We start from the raw sequence: 20,620 nt of genomic DNA on the forward strand, positions 1-20,620 counted from the left end.
TATAGCAAAGGAATTCTTCCCTCGGGGTGTGGAACTTTGTTATCTCGTCAATAACAATTTCCATTTTGAGGTGCTGAATTCCTTTTAATTATGCTCAAAACACCCTGACTTTTTCAGGGGAAACTAAATAGGAATTGGCCTTGAAAACGGGTACCGGCAATGGTTTGATGCCAATAACCGAAACGTCGTTTTGGATCCGCTTGATCCAGGCTGCCGCTTCCTTGCGTTCTTCGGGCGTAAATCCCCTTCCTGAAGGCTGCATGGCAAGCAGCACCTCCGAGACGCCATCCTGCCGAAAATACGTGCGGATCGCTTCATCGGCTTTTCTTGATTCCGTTTCGGGAGGGAGGGAACGTGCATCCGGAACCGCCGTGGTCATCCGCAATGCGGGAAAAAGCAATAGCATCATGAGGCAGCATCCGGCCAGCAATACCCTCCCCGGTCTACGCATCACCCTTTCCGCCCAAAGAGCCCAAAACCTGCGGCTTCGGTCGTCCGGGAATGCTTGTCCGGCCCGCTTCCGTACCAGCCACGGTGTAATGAATCGCAGCAGCGCCGGCACCAGGCTTAAATTTACGGCCGCCGACAGGATCACGACGATGATGGCGCTAAGGGATGCGCTCCGGAACATCGGCATGGGGATGAAAGCGACGGCAACCAATCCGCCTAAGACGCATGCGCTCGAAACATAAACCGCTCTTCCCGAAGTGCGAAGCGTTACCTGCAACGCTTTTTCCGGATGGCCCCTCCCCAGCTCTTCCCGGAAACGGTTCGTCATAATAAAGGCGAAGTCCAGGCATAGCGCCAGCCCGGTCATCGGAATGACGTTCAGGATGAAATTGGACAGCTCGAGATCGAAAGCGGTGCCCAGCATCGCTATGAAGCCCATCGCCGTTGAAACGGAAAGCAATCCCATCAGAACGGGAAGCAGCGCATACCAGAAACCGCCGAACGAAAGCAATAAAATGAGGAAAGCAAGCGGAATCCCGAAACGTTCCGCCCGTTTGAAATCATGCATGCTCGCTTGATTGACATCCTCCTGGACCACCGTTTTCCCCGTCAATTGGATCGTGATGCCTTCGAGATGCGGCAGTCGGTCCCGAATCCGGTTCAATAGATTTTTGCGCTCTCCCGGGGGCTCATCCGTTCCAATGAGGGCATATGCTGCATCCTTTGCCATCTGCTCGCGATGTTTCAGCGGAGACTGCACGAATGCAACTCCGTCCAGTACGGCCAGTCTCTTCAAGGTATCATCGATAATCTCTGAAAATCGGGCATGCGAAACGGTTGGCTGCCTTTGGAACACGACGATCACCGGATCTTCCGGCATGCCGCCGTTTTCCTCAAGGAGCCGCTGTACTTCGTACGAGCTGCCTTTGGTGTATAAGCCGGGGCCTTGGACGATGGAAGGGAGCCGTGCCGAAAACGATCCGAATATAACAAAAATCGCCATCCAGCATGCCGCGATTGCACCCGAATGGCGATATACGAACCGAGACAACCACTCACCCATGCCCGTCATCCCCGTTTTCCGGCGGGGTTTGCGGACCCATCCGGGTGGACTTGACCACCGCATCGCCCAGCTGAGGGAACATGCGTGCGCAGGCCGTGAAAATTCGCGGAACAACCGGCATGTTGGCCAACGCCTGCAGTCGGCGTCCTAAGCTCAAAATCGATGCATATTCCTTTTGCATGTCAAGTCGATATGCGCGGTACCACTCTTCCATGCTCATGGCGTTCCGGAGGTACTTATCGCCGTAATGGGCGCATCTCCCTGCCGATCGCAGCGCGGCGGACATGCCATCGCCAAACAACGGCGGGATCATCGCGCCGGCATCGCCAATCTGGGGGACGATTCCCCAAACGTCCGGCTCCAAGGACAAATAGACAGGGGCAATCGATACCTCCGAATCCGGGATCACCGTCCCACCGGCCAGCCGCTCCGCGAGCTGCTTGTTATCGGCTGCAGCCGATAGCAGGAGCTCCCGCACGGAGTTGCCTTTACGCCGGATCCGGTCCAGCGGCAGGAGAGCCGCGACGTTCGTTTTCCCCCCTTCGACGGGCGAAATGCCGATATAGCCATGCCTGATAAAATAAAGCTCCACCGCCTGATCGGTGGCTACTCCGCCGAAATGGGCCTTGATTCCGATATAGGCTGTTCTTCCGCGCCTTTTTGCCGGTCGTGCCGCCAGTTCCGTTCGTGGATGTACTCCCCAAGCGGCAAAAACGGTACGGGCATACAGGATGTTGGTCCCTCCCGCCGAGCGGATGCCGATGCGAAATGCCCCCGAATCGGCGGCGATGCTGGATACCGACGTTCCGGTATACACTTGTGTGCCGGCTTTTTCCGCAGCCTCGAGCAGAACCGCATCCATTTCATACCGGCTTAAGCCCCATGCAGGTTGCTCCAGCTTGGCTTCGACGACGCCCCCATGCCTGAAAACGATCCGCGCCTTCGTGATTCGGCCAGGCTGCAGCGCCTTCAGCGCCTCATAAACGCCAAGTTCCTTGAATACTTCGAGCGTTTCCGGCGAAAGGAATTCTCCGCAGGCTTTATGCCTGGGAAAACGGAGCCGGTCGAACAACATGGTGTTCCATCCGAGGCTGCCGAGACGGATTGCCAGACTGCTTCCGGCCAGTCCTCCCCCTATTACCACCGCGTCCGGCATTTCGGCGTCCCCCCCTCAACATTTGTTCCCTGCGTGTCCTTTTTTGAAAATCACGACCGTATACCGAAACAACGGTTTCCACCGGTATTTCAAATCATAGCTTCCATGCTGCTTGATCGCCTCGCTTAACCTGTTCCAATCCTTGGCTTGAAATCCTTTCGCGACGGAAAGCGGCCCGTCATGGCGGATATAACGGTTTTTGGAGAAGATGCGGGCTGCCAGCCAAACCGCGGACCAGGCCAGCCAATGGCGGTGAATGTCGCTGATGACGATGCCGAGCCTTGCGGATTTCAGCATATGTCCCGTCACTTCCGCCAGCCGCTCGTCCGGAAAGTGGTGCAGAAATTGCGAACATATAAGCATATCGGCCGCCGACTCGTCAACGTCGAACACGTTTCGTCTGATCGCACGGACGCGAGGTTCGTCCGTAAATATCCGACTGGCTTCGCGGCAAGCTTCATCGGTCATGTCTACCAACGTCATGCGGATCCGGATGCCGTTGCGATCGGCCCAGCGGAGAATTCGGCGGTTCAATTCCCCCGAACCTGCTCCGATATCCATCACATGAAGGTCGTTCGGGCAGCCTGAACGCCTCCATAATTCCTTCACGCCGCTTAATACCGGTCCAGAGGCTGCGAATATCCGATTAAGCAGTCGTAGATGGCGGAGCGCTTCCTCCAGTTCCTTGCCGCCTGCATCAAAATCGTCCATGTATTCTTCTTGGGACGAACGGCCGTCGAGCGCTTTAAACATATGCGCCTTCACTCCCCGCCGATTGTACCGCTTCCGCTTTTGATAAATAAGTAAACGCCATCAGCTCCGCCGTTAATCCCGGACCAAAAGCAAGCGAAATGCCATCGGCCCGATCGATCTCCTGTCTGGCCAGCTCGGATTTCATTTCTTTCAGGACAAACAAAATCGTGGCCGACGACAGGTTCCCGAAATTTTTCAAGACGTTGCGGCTGTATGAAACCTGAGATTCCTCCAAGGCAAACATCTCCCGCACGGCGTCTATGATGCCCCGCCCTCCGGGATGGATGGCCCACAGCGACGGCAAACTCCGCTTGCCAAGCAGCATTTCTGCCTCTTCGCGGAGGAAAGATTTCAGCCGTTTGGGGATGTCTGGGGACAGATACAGATCGAATCCCCGGTCTCCAACCCTCCAGATCATCTCCTCCCGCGAATCCGGAACCAGCACGGCATGCCCTTGTCCAAGCCGGAATATGTGCTCCTGACCGTCGGCGGCGGTTTCGACGATGCACGCCGATGCGCCGTCTCCGAAAAAGGACGCCCCGAACAGCGTTTCGCGGGAGGTCGGCGGCTGGAAATGGATGGTGCAAAGCTCGACGCAGACGATCAGCACCTTGTAATCCGCATCGCTTTCGGCGATCGTTCTGGCGAGCTGGACGGCTTTTAGCCCGGCATGGCAGCCTTGAAACACGAATGGGATGCGGTTCACCCGCCAAGGCAATCCCAATTCCTGGACGAGCATGGAATCCAATCCGGGCAGAAACTGTCCCGTACAGCTCACTGTAATCAGATGCGTGACGTTTGCCGGGCCGATCCCGGCATCCGCCATCGCTTCCCGGGCCGCGTGGACGGCAAGCGGGACCGATTCCCGTTCATATGTATTCATCCGGTGCGCCGTCGACGGAACCGGCATGCCGGGCCGGTCAGGCAAATAACGGCATTTTCCCGCCGGCTCCAAAAACTCCGGTTCGCACGTATAACGCGTTTCGACGCCGCATTGCCTGAAAATTCTTCGGGCCCATCGCGTGATGTCCAAATCATCTCGGCAGGACTCCGCGATTCTCTCAAAAACTTCATCCTGCTGCAGCTTGTACGGCGGGATGCTTGTCCCGATCCCGGTGACCGCCGTTCTGCCCGCGTATACGGATGCCATCATCTGCGACTCCGCCCCTCTCTTCGAAAACCGTATTCAGACGCCGTTCACCGGCGTTGACATGATCGTACCGTTACTTCCTAAAATAAGTTATGGTGAGACAAGTTTATTCGAAAAAAAGATAGAATATGCTACATCAAGCAACTATGCAAAAAAGGACGTATCCGGTTTTCCCGGAATACGCCCCATCATGTTCATCAATTCGAAACTTATTCAATGGAAATGCGTTTCGTGCCGTCCGTATCCTGCGCTTTTTTCGGAATTTCGATGCGGAGCACGCCGTTTTCCAGTTTGGCCCGCACCCCGTTGCCGTCTGCGCGGTCAAGATAGAACCGGCGGACGAATTCGCCGTAATGACGCTCGCGGCGGATCACTTTTTGATCCTCGTCTTTCGTTTCGAACATGTCGTTTCGTTTAGCGGAAATGATCAATTCATCCTTCTTCAGTTCGATTCGGATATCGTCTTTCTCGAAGCCCGGAAGTTCCGCGTCGACGTAATACGCCTTTTCGGTTTCGCGAAGATCCGCGCGGAATGGTTTCGTGCCGAATTCAGTTACTCCGAAGGAATCGAATATATCGTTAAAAGATTTCATCATGCTGTTAAAGAAGACATCGCTTCTACGTTGGAAAGGAATCAAATCAAACATACCGTGTTCCTCCTTTGGTTTATGAATTTGCAAAATCGGCCTTCATTGCCGGCCAACCTGCGCAATATTTTGGTTCATTCGGCGATGAACCTTACAGTTATATTGTACGTTTCTTGCAGCTTTCGGGCAAAGTCGATCTTGTATGAAATCCGGCGATTTTAAGCGGTAGAAGGCGAATTTGAGAATTTGACTTTATTTGACTTTAATTGTCTTTGACTTTCTTTGACTTTTATGAACGCACGAAAAAACGCCTGCCTTCGGATGAAGCGCAGACGTTTTGGGGTTGTTGCCAATTTTGAATTCAGGCTCTATAGGCCGGATTAAAGAACGGAATCGTCCACCTGATTGAGCCAGTTTTCAATGTCTCCGATGACCGACGCCACGCAGCCGTCTTCAAACGGCGACTTCAAGCCTGCATATTCGACCAAGCCCGTAAACGATTGGCTTCCGCCCGCTTTGCAGAGCTTCAAGTAATCGGCCCAGGCAGCCTTGTAGTCTTCGTTCATGCGTTTCCAGAACTGGAATGCGCACAGCTGCGCCAGCGTGTAGTCGATGTAATAAAACGGCGATTGGAAAATATGGCCCTGCTTATGCCAGAATCCGCCGCGTTCCAGATAATCGTTGCCTCCGAAATTGCGGTGAGGCAGGTATTTCTTCTCGATTTCGCGCCAAGCCTGCTTGCGCTCCGCCGGCGTCGCATCCGGATTCTCATACACAAAGTGCTGGAATTCGTCGACGGACACGCCGTAAGGAACAAACAGAAGCGCGCTGCTCAAATGATCGAATTTGTATTTCTCCGTGTCTTCCTCGAAGAACAGATTCATCCAAGGCCAAGTGAAAAACTCCATGCTCATGGAGTGGATTTCTGCTGCTTCGTACGTCGGCCAGTGGTATTCCGGCACCTCGAAATGGCGGCTGGAATATACCTGGAACGCATGGCCCGCTTCGTGCGTGAGGACGTCGATGTCTCCGGACGTGCCGTTGAAGTTCGAGAAAATAAACGGCGCGCCGTATTTACTGATGTACGTGCAATAACCTCCGCCCTGCTTGCCTTTCTTGCTGACGAGATCCATTAGGCCGTTTTCCACCATAAAGTCGAAAAATTCCTTCGTTTCAGGCGACAGCTCGGAATACATTTTCACGCCGCGTTCCAAAATCCAGTCCGGATCTCCTTTAGGCGCGGCATTTCCGGTTTTGAAACTGAAACCGTCGTCGTAGATGTACAATTGATCCACGCCGATCCGCTGACGCTGGCGTTCTTTGAGCCGGGTCGCCACCGGAACGATATGCTCGAGAACCTGCTTACGGAAATTGGCGACCATTTCGGCGTTGTAATCCGTGCGGTTCATCCGAACGTAAGCCAGCTCGACGAAGTTTTTGTAGCCCAGCTTATGCGCGATACGCGTGCGCACCTTGACGAGCTCGTCATAGATGCGGTCGAAATCCGCCTCATGTTCGGCCATGAACCGGTAGCGGGCTTCCGATGCCCGGCGGCGCACATCGCGGTCCGTCGACAGTTCGAACGGAGTGAGTTGGGTCAGCGTACGCTCTTCGCCTTCAAACGGAATTTTCGCGGAGGCGATCAGCTGCGCATATTCAGTGGCCAGCTTGTTTTCCAGTTGGAGATCTTCGATGATCTCGGGGCTGAACGTTTTGAGGGCCAGCTCGGCGAGCTGGAACAGTTGGGTGCCCCATTTGGCCTCAAGCTCCGCCCTGAACTTGGAATTTACCAGCGCACGGTAAAAATCGGTTATGTATTCCTGATAGATTGGCACGACTTCGTCAATATAGTCCTGTTCGGCTTTGTAAAACGGATCGTTCGTATCGACCGAATGGCGGACCGTTACGATCTGTGCCATCGAATCCACTTCCCCGCGGAGATGGTTGATCTCGGACAAAACCTGCTCCTGATCTTCCAGCCGCTCGGCGGATTCGAACCGTTGCACGAGCTGTCCGAACTGTTCCTTGATCGACTCGATATCCGGACGCTCATATTTGTATTCGCTGAATTTCATTCGTTGACACTTCCTCTCATCCTTAGGATCATGTCTATTATACATGGAGATGAGAAGAAGATTCTACCACCGTTCAAAAAAATTTAATGTTGACTTTCTACAGCCGTCAGCCCGCTGACCATAAAAGCACGATGACCGCGAGTTGAACGCTGAAAAATAATCCGAGAAGCAGGAGAACGATGATGGCCAGCAATTTCCCCACAGTAAAAGCCAGTTTTCTCCAATTGATATGTTTCACCCTTCAAGCCTCCCGAATCATACAATTTATTATCATTAAAAGCCTATTGTTCCTTGACGTCAAATGATTTCAGATGGTTGCTTGTTGGATTTTATTCGTGGTAAATTAGGTGGCAGATCATTTATTTAGGCAGCACCTAAAAAATCGTTTTGTGAAAGGGGATGACATGGATGCTTGTGTGGATGCTTCGGCAGGTTATGGCCCAAAAGGGCATTTGGTCGGGCGCCGAATTGGCAAGATTGCTGAAGGAAAAAGCCGGATATGAGCTCTCCCCTCCTTCCATCAGCGCATTGCTGCGCGGACAGCCCAAACAAATGAAAGCCGAAACGTTGGATGCGCTCTGCACGGCTTTGGAGTGTACGACCGGGGATTTATGGGTTCATACGCCTACGAACATGCAAGGCGCTTAATTCATCATCGGGAGGTTCATCAAAGTGGCAGAAAGAGAAATACTTCCTTTTGGAGATCCGGTGCTCCGGAAAAAAGCCAAGCCGGTCGAACAGCTGACCCCGAAAATGCTGCGGATCCTGGATGATTTGGTGGATACGCTGTACGCAGAAGACGGACGCGCCGGCCTGGCCGCTCCGCAAATCGGCGTTTTGCGCCGAATGGTCGTCATGGATTGCGGGGAAGGGCTGGTCGAATTGATCAATCCGGTGATCCTCGAATCAAGCGGAGAGCAAACCGGTCCGGAGGCCTGCCTCTCTTACCCCGGGTATGCCGGGATCGTAAAACGGGCCGATTACGTCAAAGTCAAAACGCTGACCCGGACGGGCGAATCGGTTGTGATCGAGGGTCATGGTTATCTCGCCCGCTGCATACAGCATGAAATCGATCATCTGGACGGCGTGTTATTTATCGATCGCATCGTGGACGGACAGTTTTACGACGAGTTGACAAAACAAAAAGCCGACCTGCTGCGCGTCCTCAAGCTTACGCAAAAATAAGCGCTATTGGGACTCCCGGCAACAAAAGAAACCGTTCCTGTTCTCAGAGAAAACAGGAACGGTTTCTTATTCATACTCCGGTTTACCGATGTGCCGTATACACGTTCGCGCGGCTGATCCCGCGAATTTGCTCCAACTCCTCCGGACTTAATACCGGCGCAGCGGCAGCATCCGCATTGTGAATGAGCTGGTCCAGCGAGCTGGCTCCCGGAATGGCCGCGGCTACCGCCGGATGGCTAAGCGAATAGCGGATGGCGGTCTGCGACATGGTGCGATCCGGACGAATGAACGCCTCCAGCTTGCGGCGGATGTCCAGCAGTTCTTCCGGCCCGTAATCCAGATACCCTTTGCCTGCTTTTCCTTCGCCCGTTTCCGCCAGGACGCCGGAGGCTACGGGGCCGCGGGCAATGACGCTGATGCCGTGCTCCGCAAGCAGCGGCAGCACTTCTTCCTCCGGTCTGCGGTCCAAGATGCTGTACTGGCTCATAACCGACACGATGTTCGAACGTTGGACGTATTCGCGGATCACGTTCGGGCGGATCGAGGAAATGCCGTAATAACGAATGACGCCTTCCTGCTTCAATTCTTCGAACGCCTCGATCGTCTCATCGATCGGGTCGTCCAACGTGCCGCCGTGCAGCTGATACAGGTCGATGTAATCGGTTTGCAGACGGCGCAAGCTGTCCTTTACCGCCGTTTTGATATAAGCTTTCGAAGGATCCCAGCTCCAGCCTTCCTTGCCGGGAATGCGCCGGTTGCCCACTTTGGTCGCGAGCACGACGTCGCCCCGGCGGCCTTTTAACGCTTTGCCCACGATTTCCTCGTTCCGGCCCGCATCATACAAATCCGCCGTGTCCAAAAAATTGATTCCCCGTTCCAGCGCCGCGTGGATAAGGCGTTCCGCCGGTTTTTCCTCCGTCCCAAGCGACATGCAGCCCAGTCCGATTTCGCTAACGTACAAATCCGATGATCCCAAGCGATTTTTTTTCATCATTCATACTCCTCTCCGTTATCGCTTTTTCCCATGGTCAGGCAATCAGCATGTGAACGACCGTTAATACGAGACCGATCAAAAAGCCGCAAATGGCCCCGTTGACCCGGATCCACTGCAAATCGCTGCCTACTTTCTCTTCAAGCATCTTCACCAGCGACTGATCGTCGAGCTGATCGAGGTTTTCGCGCACGAGCAGACCGATCCGGTAATAGTTGGCTTCGACCGCCTTCACGATCAGGGATAATGTTCCCTGCTCCCAGCGGGCCATCATGTCTTCCTTGTCCCGGAGCATGTTCGCCGTCCAACGATACAGCTTAACGATGCTGCGTCCTCCGTTTTCCCGTTCCTGCCCCAAAGCCGCAAGCACGCGATCCCGGATTTCTTCGAGCTTTCGCAGCATCCATTCCTCGGTGCCGGGAGCCGCAATTTTATCGTTGATCCATGTTTTAAGGCGCTCGGCGACTTCCGGATTTTCCGCAAAACCGGTCACCTGCTGCCGCACCTCCGTCAGAATGCGCTGGCGGACCGGGCTGCTTTCGTGCGCCAATTCATGCAAAGTGGACTGAATCAGGTTTTTCAGAATGTTGCCAAGCTTCTCTTCGCTCATGAATCCCAGCATCGCCTGCAGCGCAAATCCCTTCATCCCGCTCAGCTGGACTTCCTGCAGCTTGCTTAGCGCCAGCTGTCCCAGCATATATTCGTTTTCGGGGCGGCTGACCCAGCGTCCGGCAAAATTCAACACGAAATTTAATGCCTTTTCATCCAGCTGACTGCGGAAAGCCTGCTTGGATGCCGCTTCAAGCATCGGCGATAAATCCTGCTTACCCACGAAATCGATCAGCAGCTTTTGCGCGGAAGGCGTCATTTTGTCCACCGGCAGCTGCCGGACGGCCTCGGTCAGTGAATCAATGACCTTCAGCCGGATTTCCTTTTTGGCGATCAGCTTCAATAGACCCGACGAAATCCCTTTAAACAGCTTCATCTGCCGCAATCGTCCCGTAATGCTTTCCTTGTTCAGCAGTTCCGTTTCAAGGGCCGAAATCAGCGAATTGACGATTTTATTGCGGTTTTTCAGCAGCAGGGACGTATGGGGAATCGGGATGCCCATCGGATGGCGGAATAAGGCCGTGACCGCAAACCAGTCGGCAAAACCGCCGACCAATCCGGCTTCAAACCCTCCTTGCAATAAGCGAACCGCTATATTTTGAGGCAAAAACAAGGTGATCAGAAACCCCGCCCCCATGACGGCCAGGGAGGTTCCTGCCAAATATCTCGATTTCAAGTTTAATCCCTCCGCTCTATGTATCCATGATCTAATTCTATTGTACCCACAAGCGGCCCGAAGCGCTTCGGCATCTAACCGGCAAACAGAAAAACTCCCGATGAAACGGGAGCTCCGCCAACCTCATAACCTCGGCTTGTACACCGTGAATTTCTCTTCCGCAGGCGTTCTCGGTTGTCCCTCCGGCGCCTCGTGAAAAAATCCGAGATGCAGAAATCCGGCAATTTTTTCGTCCGGTTGTATCCCGAGTGCTTCCTTGACGTTCGGATCGTAAATGTGCGGATTCGTTTTCCAGACGGACCCGAGCCCGCGCTCCCAGGCCAGCAGCTGGAAATTTTGGATCATCGAACAGACGGCCCCGTAATCCTCGTCCCGCTGTTTTTCATTTTCGGCATCCGTCATGACGACGATCAGATAAGCAGCAGGTTCGTTAAAATATTTGACGCGGTATTCGAACATCTCGTCCGGGTAATGCTGAGCCATTTCGATCGCGAAAAACGGCTTCGCATCGGTCGGCACGAAGATGAACCTCCACGGCTCGCGAAGCTTGTGGGTCGGCGCATAGACCGCGTCGTTGAGCAATTCGAGCACCAGTTCCTGCGGTACGGGATCGTCCTTATACCCGGTTTTCACGGACCGTCTTTCCCTGATGATTTGGGCAAGTTGCGATTTTTTGACCTGTTCCATTCGTCTCTTCCTCTTCCATTCGTTTATTGCGTTATTTGAAAGAATAGCTCCGTTTCTCCTGCCAGCCGCGCAGCAGCATGCCGAAGATGAACAACACCACGCCGGCATTGATGGCCAGATCGGCGATGTTCATGATGCCCGAACGGGACCCCCACACGAGAAAATCGGTCACCTTGCCGTACATGAGACGGTCCAGGGCATTGCCAAGCGCTCCCCCGGCGAGAAAACCGGCCGCCAGTTCCAGCACCATGCCGCGGATGGCTCCCTTAATGCGGTAATAGATCAGGGCTCCCACCACCACGATCGCCAGGTACGCAAACCATTTGCCGTACCCTTGGAACGAACTGAAGGCCGCCCCGCTATTTTGATAATATTCAAAATGAAGGTACGGGATAAAGACATTCCGCTGTTCCCCGACAAACATATGGGTGCGCACCCACCATTTTGAGCCTTGATCCACGAGCAAAACAACAAGCGCCAAAATGTAGAAAGCCATAGATTCCCTCCTTGTTTTTGCTTTGTAAGGCCGCCTCTCCTACCGGCTTTTGATTAAAAGCTCCACCGCTTCCTTAACCAGCCCGCCGGTGTCGTTTCCTTTGGCGCGCTCCTCGAGGATGCACTGCTCCAGATTGGTCGCAACGATATATGCCATCGCTTTGTCGGTTGCGCTGCGGACGGCGGACAACTGCGCGACGACATCCTTGCAGTCTTTTCCTTCTTCCATCATGCCGAGCACTCCGCGAATCTGACCTTCGAGCCGCTTTAAGCGCCGGACCACGTTATCATCGTAATTCATGCCGAACCATCCTTTCCTTGACTAATTTGAAAGAGCGCGGGCAGCGACTCCTTATTTCGCCATGGATTCCATCGCTGCATCGACCAACGCGTCGAACATGTCGTCATCTTCTTCAAGAAGCTCGTCCGCCTTGAGGAACTCCTCTTCGATCCCGGACTCTCCCACAAAGTTCAGGCTGTAATCCCAATCCTTGCCGTTTTTGCTGAACAGCGTAATTTCGTATTGCGACTGGTGACCTGCGAGGGTAAACGTCACATGACCGAGGTAATGTTTTTCTTCGTCCTGCGCCATGTCTGCTTTTATGATTTGGTATTCCATAGATCTGTTCTCCTTTTTTGCTTTTCCATGTATCTATAGTATACCATGTCCGGTATTCTTTCCATCCAACGCGAACATATTTTCAATATGTCATCCGATTTAGTACAATAGAAAAACCATCGCTTGAGTCGGTGACGTCTTGAGCCGGTGGAGCGAAAAAGTGGTGTTCAGACTGCATCGCGGGAGAAGACGATCAATATTGGAGGGACAAAATATGGCCAGCTTTCAAGAAAATTTGAACAAATATGCCGATCTGGCCGTCAGAGTCGGCGTCAACGTCCAGCAAGGACAAATTCTCGTAGTGAATGCGCCGGTCGAATCTGCGGAGTTCGTGCGCATGATCACCGAAAAAGCATATCAGGCGGGAGCCAGCGAGGTCCGCGTCAACTGGAACGACGAAAAAATCACGCGGCTCAAATACGAGCATGCCGCTGATGAGGTATTCTCCGAAGCGCCGAAATGGTATGCGGGCGAAATGACCGAACTGGCGGAAAGAGGCGCAGCCGTCCTGCACGTGCTCGCTGAAAATCCGGATTTGCTCAAGGGCATCAAACAGGAGCGGATTGCCGCGAACCAAAAAGCGAGAGGCCAAGCGATGACCAAATACCGCGCTTACCAGCAAGCCGACAAATTCAGCTGGTGCCTGATCGCGGTTCCGTCGCCGGAATGGGCCGACAAAGTGTTCCCGGACGCGCCGAAGGAAGAACGCGTGCAAAAGCTGTGGGATGCCATTTTCCATACGGTTCGCGTCGACCAGGACAACCCCGTGGAAGCATGGACCGAACATCTGAAAACATTGGATGAAAAATCGAAAATCCTGAACGAAAAGAAATATAAAAAACTGCATTACATAGCACCGGGCACCGACCTGACGATCGAGCTCCCGGAAGGCCATATTTGGGCTGCCGGAGAAAGCTTCAACGAAAAGGGACACAGCTTCGTGGCCAACATGCCGACCGAAGAAGTGTTTACCGCTCCGCTGAAAACCGGCGTAAACGGATATGTCAGCAGCACGAAACCGCTCAGCTACGGCGGCAACATCATCGATAAGTTCACCATTACGTTCGAAAACGGAAGAATCGTCAAGGTGGAGGCCGAAGAAGGCCAGCAGGTGCTCGAGCACCTGGTGGAAATGGACGAAGGCTCCCACTATTTGGGCGAGGTTGCCCTCGTGCCGCATCAGTCTCCGATTTCCGAGTCCAACATTTTGTACTTCAACACGCTGTTCGACGAAAATGCTTCCAACCATTTGGCGATCGGCAGCGCGTACGCGTTCTGTCTCGAAGGCGGCAAAGACATGACGCAGGAGCAGCTTAGCGAACGCGGGCTGAACACCAGCGTGACGCATGTCGATTTTATGATCGGCTCGGGTGAAATGGACATTTTCGGCATTACGGCGGACGGAAAAGAAGAACCCGTATTTAAAAACGGAAACTGGGCATTTTAATACTTGTCTCCAAAACGCATCAATGCCAAACGCATACGATGTCAACCTTGGAGCCAGCTGGAGTCTTTCCTGCAGAAGCGGGAAAGGCTCCATTTTGCGTATATGCGATGCGTCCATCGGTGGTAAAGTTTCGGTATTATTTGACCTGTGGATGATTTACAATAGAAAAATAACCCAAACACAGATTGTGTTCTTTAAGGAGGATTCCGCCATGTTAACGTTTGATCAAAAACTGAACAACTATGCCGAACTAGCGGTCAAAATCGGGGCCAACGTGCAGCCCGGCCAGACCTTGGTCGTCAGCGCCGACATCGAGGCACGCGAGCTTGTCCGATTGATAGTCAAAAAAGCTTATAAAGCGGGGGCCAATTTCGTAAGAGTCAATTATACCGACGAAGCGGTCACCCGCCTGAGATACGACCTGGCGCCGGATGAATCCTTCCTGCTCCCTCCTGCCGCGCAAGCGCGCGAATGGGTTGAGCTGGCGGAGCAAAACGCGGCGTTTTTGACCGTCATTTCCTCCAATCCCGATCTGCTGAAAGGCGTGGATCCGGAGCGCATCGCGAACAACCAGCGAACCTTCGGCCAAGCCATGGCCAAATACCGCCAGTACCAGATGGCCGATAAAATGAGCTGGACAGGCGTCGCCTTCCCTTCTTCGGACTGGGCCGTGAAAGTGTTCCCCGATCTCCCCGGCAACGAAGCGGTCGCAAAGCTGTGGGACGCCATATTCCATGCCGTACGTGCCGACCAGGAAGATCCGGTCGCAGCATGGCAGAAACATATCGATACGCTTCAAACCAAATCGGATGAGCTGAACGGCAAAAAATATCATAAGCTCCATTTTGTCGCGCCGGGCACCGATTTAACGATCGAACTTCCCGAAGGACATATTTGGGCGCAAGCCGGCAGCGAAAACGAACAAGGGACTCCGTTCGTCGCCAACATTCCGACCGAAGAGGTCTTTACTGCTCCGTTAAAAACCGGCGTAAACGGATATGTCAGCAGCACGAAACCGCTCAGCTACGGAGGAAACATCATTGACCGCTTCAAGCTGACGTTCGAAAACGGCAGAATCGTGGATTTCACGGCGGAAGAAGGACAGGATACGCTTGCGCGTCTGATCAATATGGACGAAGGATCCCATTATCTCGGCGAAGTGGCGCTCGTGCCGTACCAGTCTCCGATTTCGCAAAGCAATATTTTGTTTTTGTCGACCTTGTTCGACGAAAACGCGTCCTGCCACCTCGCGATCGGCAGCTCCTATGCCTTCAACCTGGAAGGCGGCAAAACGATGTCGGCCGAAGAGCTTGCGGCTCACGGCATGAACGCCAGCATCACGCACGTCGACTTCATGATGGGTTCTCCGGAGATGAACATTACCGGCATCACCCGCGACGGGAAAGAAGAACCGATTTTCGTCAACGGCAATTGGGCCTAATCAGCAAAAACAAAGCCGGGAAGCTATTCCCGGCTTTGCTCATGTGCGGAATATTTTTTCGAAAAACGCCAGCGCTTTGCCGCTGCATCTTACCTGCAACCTGCGGAGAAGCTCGGCACGGGATTCCTCCTGCGATAACCTGCTTCCTTCGATCCCGCATTGGTTCATCCAATGCGCCGTCGTTTCATAGGCGGTGCTGTTCCACCCGTTTTTCTCCCCGTCGGCATTCACTTTCGCTTGTACGCCGGAGATGACGATGAACAAGGCGTCCTGCAGCTCCACGACCGCCTGGTCGAAAGCTTTTTTGTCTTCCTTCGCCTTCATAAACGCCCGCTCGCGCAGCGCCCGGGTATCGATCCCCTGCTCGATTTCGATGAGCCGGTACAGCTCCCACGCCGCTTGGGACAGCAATCCGTCTCGATAACAAGCTTCGGCGCTTGGACCTAAACGCAAAGCGTTAAACACGAGCGGAAACCAGTCGGGCGAAACCAAAACCGCTTTTTTCTTCATGAACTTGCCGTAGGCTGCTTTTCCTTCCGCGGGAAAACGAACCCGCCATTTCCACGGATCCTGCTCCGTGTCGCTGTGCCAGCTCGTTCGCGGCGTTACGCTCTCGAGCGACGGATAATCCGGTATCAAGGACGCGAGCGGCAAAATCCCAAGTTCCTCGATTAATTTTACGGCTTCATCGTAGCTATTCACCATCGTTCCGGTCTGCCTATTCTCATCCATGGTCAGCTCTCCTTCTTCCTGGTCATCATAATGTTTTCGAAGATCTTCCGCCCTTTGACGGATTTCCCGCCCGAATTTTTTTCGGACCGATCACCCTTGCTTCCCTGCCTAGCGAAAAAAACAATCCGACAGCCCAGCCCCATCCCCTTTCGGGCAAGTGAAAATCCGCGGTTCAGGCACCACCTGTCAGACGTTACGAGCCCATTATAGCAGCCTATTGGTGACAACTTGGATGTCACCCATTTTTTATTTCCCTATTTCTTGGGTCTCGGGTATAATGCCATAAGAAAGTCCATAGGCATACGAATGCATTCTATAATCCAAAGCAAAGCCATAAACTATACTACCAAGGTATCCATAAGCGAGAGGTCGGTAAAGATATGAAGCCGGAGTCTATGAGATGACGATCCATATGGATACGCCAAGCGGATGAAGGAGGAGAAGCCCCGTTATGTCCAACTTTTTAAACAAACTCAAACAGGGTGTATCGGATGCAGGCAAAAAAGCTCAGCAAACCGTGGAATCCACGACATTGAAGTTTCAGGTAGCATCCAAAGAAAAGGAAATCGAAAAAAACTATACGGAGATCGGACGGATCGTCTACCGTTCCCTTGAAGATCAAACCAGCTTCGTTCCCAATGCGGAATACCAAAAATATCGCGAGGCCATCGTGAACCTCGAGCAGGAAATCGAAGAGCTCAACCGCAAAATCCAGCAGCTCCAAAACCTGAAGGAATGCGGATGCGGAAAAATGCTGCCGGCCGACGCGTCCTACTGTCCGTTTTGCGGGCAGCAGTTTCAAACCATCGTGCTCCAACCGTCCGCCGTCCAGGCCGAAAAAACTTCCTATTGCCCCAGATGCCGGGAGGCAGCAGGTTCGACGGATAAATTTTGCCGGAGCTGCGGGTTTCATTTGGCCGAGTGACGTTCGCTATTATATTAACGATTGCATGACCGCCTTTCCGTCATCGGAAAGGCGGTTTTTTATGCCACGTTGCGGTATTCAGGCTTAAGCTTTAACGTTTCAAAGCATAAAACGAGCTGGTTTCTTCCCATCGTTCGCCGGGCTGGAGTCCGAAAAGTCCGATTTCCTCCGCAGGCAACCCCGTAATATTCGGCGCATTAACCAGATTGGTTTGCGGTTCCGGACAGAAAAACTTGCCGGAGGCGCCGTTGTTCCAAATCATCCAATGCTTGTAAGAAGTTCCGACATCGTATACCAAAACGTCCCCGGTCCGGTTGTCGGTCAGCTCCATGCGGTTGCGGCCGTTTTGCGGGCTAGCCGTGTAATGGTTGTCCATCTCGGCAAAATAAGGGCTGACGCCTTCGGTCTTCATTAACTCTTCCTCGGCGCTAAGCGGCTGGAAGCGTCCCGTCGGCAGCATCCGCTCGTCCATTTCCCGGCGCTCCCCGATCGTCACTTTGAACGTATAATCCGAAGCTTTGCTTCCCGGCACGAAAGGCGCGTTGATCGCCGTATGGAACGCCAGCAAATTCGGCATGTTTTCCTTGCCGTCGTTGACGATCGTCACCTTCTGGTGCAAACCCTCGGCATTTAAGGTATATCGGAGCGTCACCGTAAAATCGAACGGGAGATACTGCTTGTAAAGATGGCCTTCGCCCACTTTCTGCGAGATGACCACCACGCTTTCGTACTCGTCGCCCTTTATGTATTCAACCCTCCAAGGGATCGTATGCATATAACCGTGCAGATGGTTCCCGCGGTCGGTTTCGTTTACCGGCAGCCGGTACTCCTTGCCTTCCCAGGCAAATTTACCGCCGTCATACCGGTTTGGCGGAATCAGGACCGGAATGCCGTAAATGCCCGGATTAGCCTTGAAATCTTCCATTTCGCCTTCTTCAGGCTCACGCAGATACTTGAATCCCTTTTCGACGTCGCGGAACAAAATCAGATTGCCCCCAAGCTCCGGGAGCAGCGCCGCTTCGTACGGTCCATGTTTCAGCCAAACCGCCCGTTCGCCTTGAAAATCGCCTTCATAGGCCGAATGTTGTGTCTCCATGATTGCCTCCTCTTCATCCATGAAAAATATATTTAGCATACTAAGGATAGATTTCATCCTTTACTTAATATACCATGCTTCAGAGGCCTTCGGAAACGCTTGCTGCGATAAATCGTCGATTCAATCCGGAGGCTCCGGGCTTCCTACCAGAAGCACGTCAATGTCCCTGGCCAAACGGAGCAGCTCCCGGACGGCTTGGCGCCTGCGTTGCTTGGATCCGGGCAATCCGTCCTGTCCGGCGATGATTTGCGTCGCTTGGAGGCCAGATGCTTTTTCCATCGTGATCCGGGGAATATCCCGCCACGCTTCGGCTTCCAACACGCCAAAAGTTCCTCCCAAACGCTCCGTGAGCTTGCGGCAGCCGTCCATCATGGGGGTTATGACTTCAGCGGCACCCATGCGGATGATGTCAACATAAAGTGCCGCCTTCAAACGATACGCAATTCTAAAACCGCGCCGAATGAGCCGCTCCCCGTTTGTTCCGGGAAAAATGCATACGTAGATCGTTTCTTCTTTTCGCCATGGACCTCGGATGGAAAAGCTTCGTTCCCTGGATTCAAGCCTTTCGTCCACGTCATCGGCGATTTCTCGCAGGGCAAGCTCCCTTAAGGCGATCAGATTCCCGGTTTTGAAAAAGGAGTCCAGTGCCTGTTCAACCTTGCCCGCTGCGTAAATTTTCCCCTCCCTCATCCGCCGGCGCAGCGCCCGGGGAGCGACGTCGATGAGCACCACTTCATCGGCCATCGACAGAATGGAATCCGGAACGGTCTCCCTTACCCGAACTCCCGTGATCTGCTGCACCGCATCATTCAGGCTTTCCAAATGCTGCACGTTCATCGTCGTGATCACTGAAATGCCATGCTCAAGCAGCATCAGAACGTCCTCGTACCTTTTTTTATTTCGGCTGCCCGGCATGTTCGTGTGCGGCAGCTCGTCGACAAGGGCAAGCTCCGGATTGCGGGCAAGGATGGCGTCCAAGTCCATTTCCTTCAACACCCTGCCTTTATACGTAATTTCAGATGCGGGCACCGATTCCAACAATCCGACTTGGTCCGCCGTTTCAGTCCTTCCATGGGTTTCCAGCCAGCCGATGAGGGCATCCGTCCCCCTGCTTAGGCTTTCGTTGCCTTCACGCAGCATCGTGTACGTTTTGCCGACGCCCGGGGCAGCCCCGATATAAATTTTCAACCGTCCGCGTTGGATGCGATTCACTTTCCGTTCCATCGCTTCATTGCTCAGTCTATGAAATCGCTCTTTTTGATACGGCTGAAAACGGCGGGCAGGAAGTATGCGCGAGTCTCCATGCGCCGTCCGGTCGGCCACCCAAAATAGATCGATCCCCCTCGCGTGCTTCAGTATGCCGCCCGTGACGGAGCCGTGCCAAAATTCCTGCCAACGGCTTTTCTTTGAATGTCCAAGGACGATTCGCGTCACGTTTCTTTCGAGGGCATACTGAATGAGCGCTTTGGGAAAATGCCTGGATGCACGCAGCGCCCGTTCCTCGACGGCGGCGTCCGTTTTTTTCGCCATCTTGTGCAAGGAACGTTTGAAAGCTGCCGCTTCCTTCGTCAATTTGCGTTTTCCAGGCATGAAAACAACGACAAGCAGGTCTCCGTTTAAACGTTTGGCGATTTGTTGCCCCCTGCGGATGTAAATCGAACCGTTCGAGTGATACTGCGCCGACACCAATATCCTTTCCGAAGCGCCCGACGGACCCTGCTGCCCCATTTGCTCGCGGTGTTCCTCGAGCTCGGCCTGAACGCCCTCGGCCACAAGGCGCAATGACAGTTCGCGCAGAACGGCCAATTCCTTGCGGGTCAACGAACCGGCATCGTCGTTTGCCCCCAGTTGACCTTCCTTGATTCTTGCGATCAGCGTTTCGGGCGAAACATCGATCAATCGAATTTCATCCGCCTGCCCCAACGTTCCGATCGGAACGGTCTCCCTGGATTCCACGCCGGCCCATTTTCGGGCCAGGTCATGGACGCCTTCGATCTCGTATGCGTTTAACGTCGTGATCACGCCGATGCCATGATCAAGCAAAAATTCGATATCCTTTAAACGGTTCGGAAACCGCGCCCCTTTGCGGTTCCGATGCGCCAGTTCGTCCACCAGTACGACCTCGGGATTTCGCGCCAGCAATCCTTCAAGATTTAAATCCTTGGTCTCCTTGCCATGGTTCAGCCAATGGATGCTGGGTACCCGTTCAAACCTTTCCAACTGTTTTTCAATTTCCGGCCTGTTTAAGGCGGAGACGGCGCATAGGACGACATCGATCCCTCGCTCCTTCAATCGTTGGCCTTCTCGCAGCATATGGTAGGTTTTACCGCTCCCGCTAACCGCGCCGATCATGATTTTTAATGCGCCTCGCCGAACCTTTCGGATTTCTTCCAAAACTTGTTCCGGCGTTTTTCTTTTGTATTCATCCATCGCGATCTCCCCCCACCATGAACGGTTTGCACGTAAATCGTAAGCCTCCGAGG

20 protein-coding genes and 1 pseudogene are annotated in these 20,620 nt (G+C 53.5%); 5 read left to right on the forward strand and 16 right to left on the reverse strand.

The features are described 5' to 3' along the window. Positions 1–94: 94 nt before the first annotated feature. The 7 genes from AC27KL_RS25855 to AC27KL_RS25885 all read right to left on the reverse strand — a co-directional run bounded on the left by AC27KL_RS25855 (position 95) and on the right by AC27KL_RS25885 (position 7,472). Entirely contained in the window at positions 95–1,513 is a 1,419-nt protein-coding gene (locus AC27KL_RS25855; protein WP_487171594.1) for an MMPL family transporter, read from the reverse strand. Beyond that, on the reverse strand, positions 1,506–2,669 hold the full coding sequence (locus AC27KL_RS25860; protein WP_487171595.1) for an NAD(P)/FAD-dependent oxidoreductase: 1,164 nt from the start codon (positions 2,667–2,669) through the stop codon (positions 1,506–1,508). The genes AC27KL_RS25855 and AC27KL_RS25860 overlap by 8 nt, the downstream gene beginning before the upstream one ends. A 15-nt stretch (positions 2,670–2,684) precedes the next feature. After that, positions 2,685–3,422 (reverse strand): methyltransferase domain-containing protein, encoded by a 738-nt coding sequence (locus tag AC27KL_RS25865; protein ID WP_487171596.1) that lies wholly within the window; start codon positions 3,420–3,422, stop codon positions 2,685–2,687. Further along, positions 3,415–4,575: a type III polyketide synthase gene (locus AC27KL_RS25870; protein ID WP_487171597.1), complete on the reverse strand. Its 1,161-nt coding sequence runs from the start codon at positions 4,573–4,575 to the stop codon at positions 3,415–3,417. The genes AC27KL_RS25865 and AC27KL_RS25870 overlap by 8 nt, the downstream gene beginning before the upstream one ends. Positions 4,576–4,781: 206 nt before the next feature. Next, entirely contained in the window at positions 4,782–5,219 is a 438-nt protein-coding gene (locus AC27KL_RS25875) for an Hsp20/alpha crystallin family protein (protein ID WP_036709848.1), read from the reverse strand. 320 nt (positions 5,220–5,539) lie between these two features. Next, complete coding sequence (locus tag AC27KL_RS25880; protein WP_339324981.1) at positions 5,540–7,234, reverse strand: M3 family oligoendopeptidase; 1,695 nt, start codon at positions 7,232–7,234, stop codon at positions 5,540–5,542. 106 nt (positions 7,235–7,340) lie between these two features. Continuing rightward, entirely contained in the window at positions 7,341–7,472 is a 132-nt protein-coding gene (locus AC27KL_RS25885; RefSeq protein WP_487171598.1) for a hypothetical protein, read from the reverse strand. Positions 7,473–7,642: 170 nt separating this feature from the next. On the opposite strand from AC27KL_RS25885, the gene AC27KL_RS25890 reads away from it, so the two are divergent. Further along, on the forward strand, positions 7,643–7,882 hold the full coding sequence (locus AC27KL_RS25890; RefSeq protein WP_036712122.1) for a helix-turn-helix domain-containing protein: 240 nt from the start codon (positions 7,643–7,645) through the stop codon (positions 7,880–7,882). A 24-nt stretch (positions 7,883–7,906) separates the two neighbouring features. Next, on the forward strand, positions 7,907–8,419 hold the full coding sequence (gene def, locus AC27KL_RS25895; RefSeq protein ID WP_339324982.1) for a peptide deformylase: 513 nt from the start codon (positions 7,907–7,909) through the stop codon (positions 8,417–8,419). A gap of 82 nt (positions 8,420–8,501) precedes the next feature. Here def and AC27KL_RS25900 read toward each other — a convergent pair whose 3' ends face one another. The 6 genes and pseudogenes from AC27KL_RS25900 to AC27KL_RS25925 all read right to left on the reverse strand — a co-directional run bounded on the left by AC27KL_RS25900 (position 8,502) and on the right by AC27KL_RS25925 (position 12,496). Further along, positions 8,502–9,410: an aldo/keto reductase gene (locus AC27KL_RS25900; protein WP_339324983.1), complete on the reverse strand. Its 909-nt coding sequence runs from the start codon at positions 9,408–9,410 to the stop codon at positions 8,502–8,504. A 37-nt stretch (positions 9,411–9,447) separates the two neighbouring features. Next, complete coding sequence (locus AC27KL_RS25905) at positions 9,448–10,695, reverse strand: DUF445 domain-containing protein (RefSeq protein WP_339324984.1); 1,248 nt, start codon at positions 10,693–10,695, stop codon at positions 9,448–9,450. Between the two features lie 123 nt (positions 10,696–10,818). After that, positions 10,819–11,382, reverse strand: a complete 564-nt coding sequence (locus AC27KL_RS25910; RefSeq protein WP_339324985.1) for a nitroreductase family protein — start codon at positions 11,380–11,382, stop codon at positions 10,819–10,821. A 31-nt stretch (positions 11,383–11,413) separates the two neighbouring features. Beyond that, a pseudogene (gene lspA / locus AC27KL_RS25915) lies at positions 11,414–11,881 on the reverse strand (signal peptidase II); the annotation flags it as partial. 36 nt (positions 11,882–11,917) lie between these two features. Further along, positions 11,918–12,178 carry a metal-sensitive transcriptional regulator gene (locus AC27KL_RS25920; RefSeq protein WP_036712113.1) on the reverse strand — a complete coding sequence of 87 codons (261 nt, stop codon included), beginning with the start codon at positions 12,176–12,178 and terminating at the stop codon, positions 11,918–11,920. Between the two features lie 51 nt (positions 12,179–12,229). Further along, on the reverse strand, positions 12,230–12,496 hold the full coding sequence (locus AC27KL_RS25925) for a hypothetical protein (RefSeq protein WP_339324986.1): 267 nt from the start codon (positions 12,494–12,496) through the stop codon (positions 12,230–12,232). 214 nt (positions 12,497–12,710) lie between these two features. Here AC27KL_RS25925 and AC27KL_RS25930 point away from each other — a divergent pair, with 214 nt between their 5' ends. Together AC27KL_RS25930 and AC27KL_RS25935 are read left to right on the forward strand one after the other, a co-directional pair. Next, positions 12,711–13,943 (forward strand): aminopeptidase, encoded by a 1,233-nt coding sequence (locus tag AC27KL_RS25930; protein ID WP_339324987.1) that lies wholly within the window; start codon positions 12,711–12,713, stop codon positions 13,941–13,943. A gap of 211 nt (positions 13,944–14,154) precedes the next feature. Further along, positions 14,155–15,384, forward strand: coding sequence for an aminopeptidase (locus AC27KL_RS25935; protein ID WP_487171599.1), 1,230 nt, complete (start codon positions 14,155–14,157; stop codon positions 15,382–15,384). Between the two features lie 39 nt (positions 15,385–15,423). Here the strand turns inward: AC27KL_RS25935 and AC27KL_RS25940 are convergent, their stop codons facing one another. Then, complete coding sequence (locus AC27KL_RS25940) at positions 15,424–16,116, reverse strand: AlkZ-related protein (protein ID WP_487171600.1); 693 nt, start codon at positions 16,114–16,116, stop codon at positions 15,424–15,426. Positions 16,117–16,567: 451 nt separating this feature from the next. On the opposite strand from AC27KL_RS25940, the gene AC27KL_RS25945 reads away from it, so the two are divergent. Beyond that, positions 16,568–17,041, forward strand: a complete 474-nt coding sequence (locus AC27KL_RS25945; protein ID WP_487171601.1) for a double zinc ribbon domain-containing protein — start codon at positions 16,568–16,570, stop codon at positions 17,039–17,041. A 91-nt stretch (positions 17,042–17,132) separates the two neighbouring features. On the opposite strand, the gene AC27KL_RS25950 is transcribed toward AC27KL_RS25945, so the two are convergent. Then, positions 17,133–18,137 carry an aldose epimerase family protein gene (locus tag AC27KL_RS25950; RefSeq protein WP_487171602.1) on the reverse strand — a complete coding sequence of 335 codons (1,005 nt, stop codon included), beginning with the start codon at positions 18,135–18,137 and terminating at the stop codon, positions 17,133–17,135. 120 nt (positions 18,138–18,257) lie between these two features. Beyond that, complete coding sequence (locus AC27KL_RS25955; RefSeq protein WP_487171603.1) at positions 18,258–20,567, reverse strand: histidine kinase; 2,310 nt, start codon at positions 20,565–20,567, stop codon at positions 18,258–18,260. Between the last annotated feature and the right edge of the window lie 53 nt (positions 20,568–20,620).

The sequence above is a fragment of the Paenibacillus sp. YAE3 genome (assembly GCF_057546105.1).

Excerpts from the sequence above, each read along its gene's own strand:
- AC27KL_RS25860 (WP_487171595.1), bottom strand. The coding sequence starts at position 2,669 with ATGCCGGACGCGGTGGTAATAGGGGGAGGACTGGCCGGAAGCAGTCTG.
- AC27KL_RS25875 (WP_036709848.1), bottom strand. The coding sequence starts at position 5,219 with ATGTTTGATTTGATTCCTTTCCAACGTAGAAGCGATGTCTTCTTTAAC.
- AC27KL_RS25940 (WP_487171600.1), bottom strand. The coding sequence starts at position 16,116 with ATGGATGAGAATAGGCAGACCGGAACGATGGTGAATAGCTACGATGAA.
- AC27KL_RS25900 (WP_339324983.1), bottom strand. The coding sequence starts at position 9,410 with ATGAAAAAAAATCGCTTGGGATCATCGGATTTGTACGTTAGCGAAATC.
- AC27KL_RS25910 (WP_339324985.1), bottom strand. The coding sequence starts at position 11,382 with ATGGAACAGGTCAAAAAATCGCAACTTGCCCAAATCATCAGGGAAAGA.
- AC27KL_RS25865 (WP_487171596.1), bottom strand. The coding sequence starts at position 3,422 with ATGTTTAAAGCGCTCGACGGCCGTTCGTCCCAAGAAGAATACATGGAC.
- AC27KL_RS25855 (WP_487171594.1), bottom strand. The coding sequence starts at position 1,513 with ATGGGTGAGTGGTTGTCTCGGTTCGTATATCGCCATTCGGGTGCAATC.
- AC27KL_RS25955 (WP_487171603.1), bottom strand. The coding sequence starts at position 20,567 with ATGGATGAATACAAAAGAAAAACGCCGGAACAAGTTTTGGAAGAAATC.
- AC27KL_RS25930 (WP_339324987.1), top strand. The coding sequence starts at position 12,711 with ATGGCCAGCTTTCAAGAAAATTTGAACAAATATGCCGATCTGGCCGTC.
- AC27KL_RS25870 (WP_487171597.1), bottom strand. The coding sequence starts at position 4,575 with ATGATGGCATCCGTATACGCGGGCAGAACGGCGGTCACCGGGATCGGG.
- AC27KL_RS25880 (WP_339324981.1), bottom strand. The coding sequence starts at position 7,234 with ATGAAATTCAGCGAATACAAATATGAGCGTCCGGATATCGAGTCGATC.
- AC27KL_RS25925 (WP_339324986.1), bottom strand. The coding sequence starts at position 12,496 with ATGGAATACCAAATCATAAAAGCAGACATGGCGCAGGACGAAGAAAAA.
- AC27KL_RS25945 (WP_487171601.1), top strand. The coding sequence starts at position 16,568 with ATGTCCAACTTTTTAAACAAACTCAAACAGGGTGTATCGGATGCAGGC.
- AC27KL_RS25950 (WP_487171602.1), bottom strand. The coding sequence starts at position 18,137 with ATGGAGACACAACATTCGGCCTATGAAGGCGATTTTCAAGGCGAACGG.
- AC27KL_RS25890 (WP_036712122.1), top strand. The coding sequence starts at position 7,643 with ATGCTTGTGTGGATGCTTCGGCAGGTTATGGCCCAAAAGGGCATTTGG.
- AC27KL_RS25935 (WP_487171599.1), top strand. The coding sequence starts at position 14,155 with ATGTTAACGTTTGATCAAAAACTGAACAACTATGCCGAACTAGCGGTC.
- AC27KL_RS25920 (WP_036712113.1), bottom strand. The coding sequence starts at position 12,178 with ATGAATTACGATGATAACGTGGTCCGGCGCTTAAAGCGGCTCGAAGGT.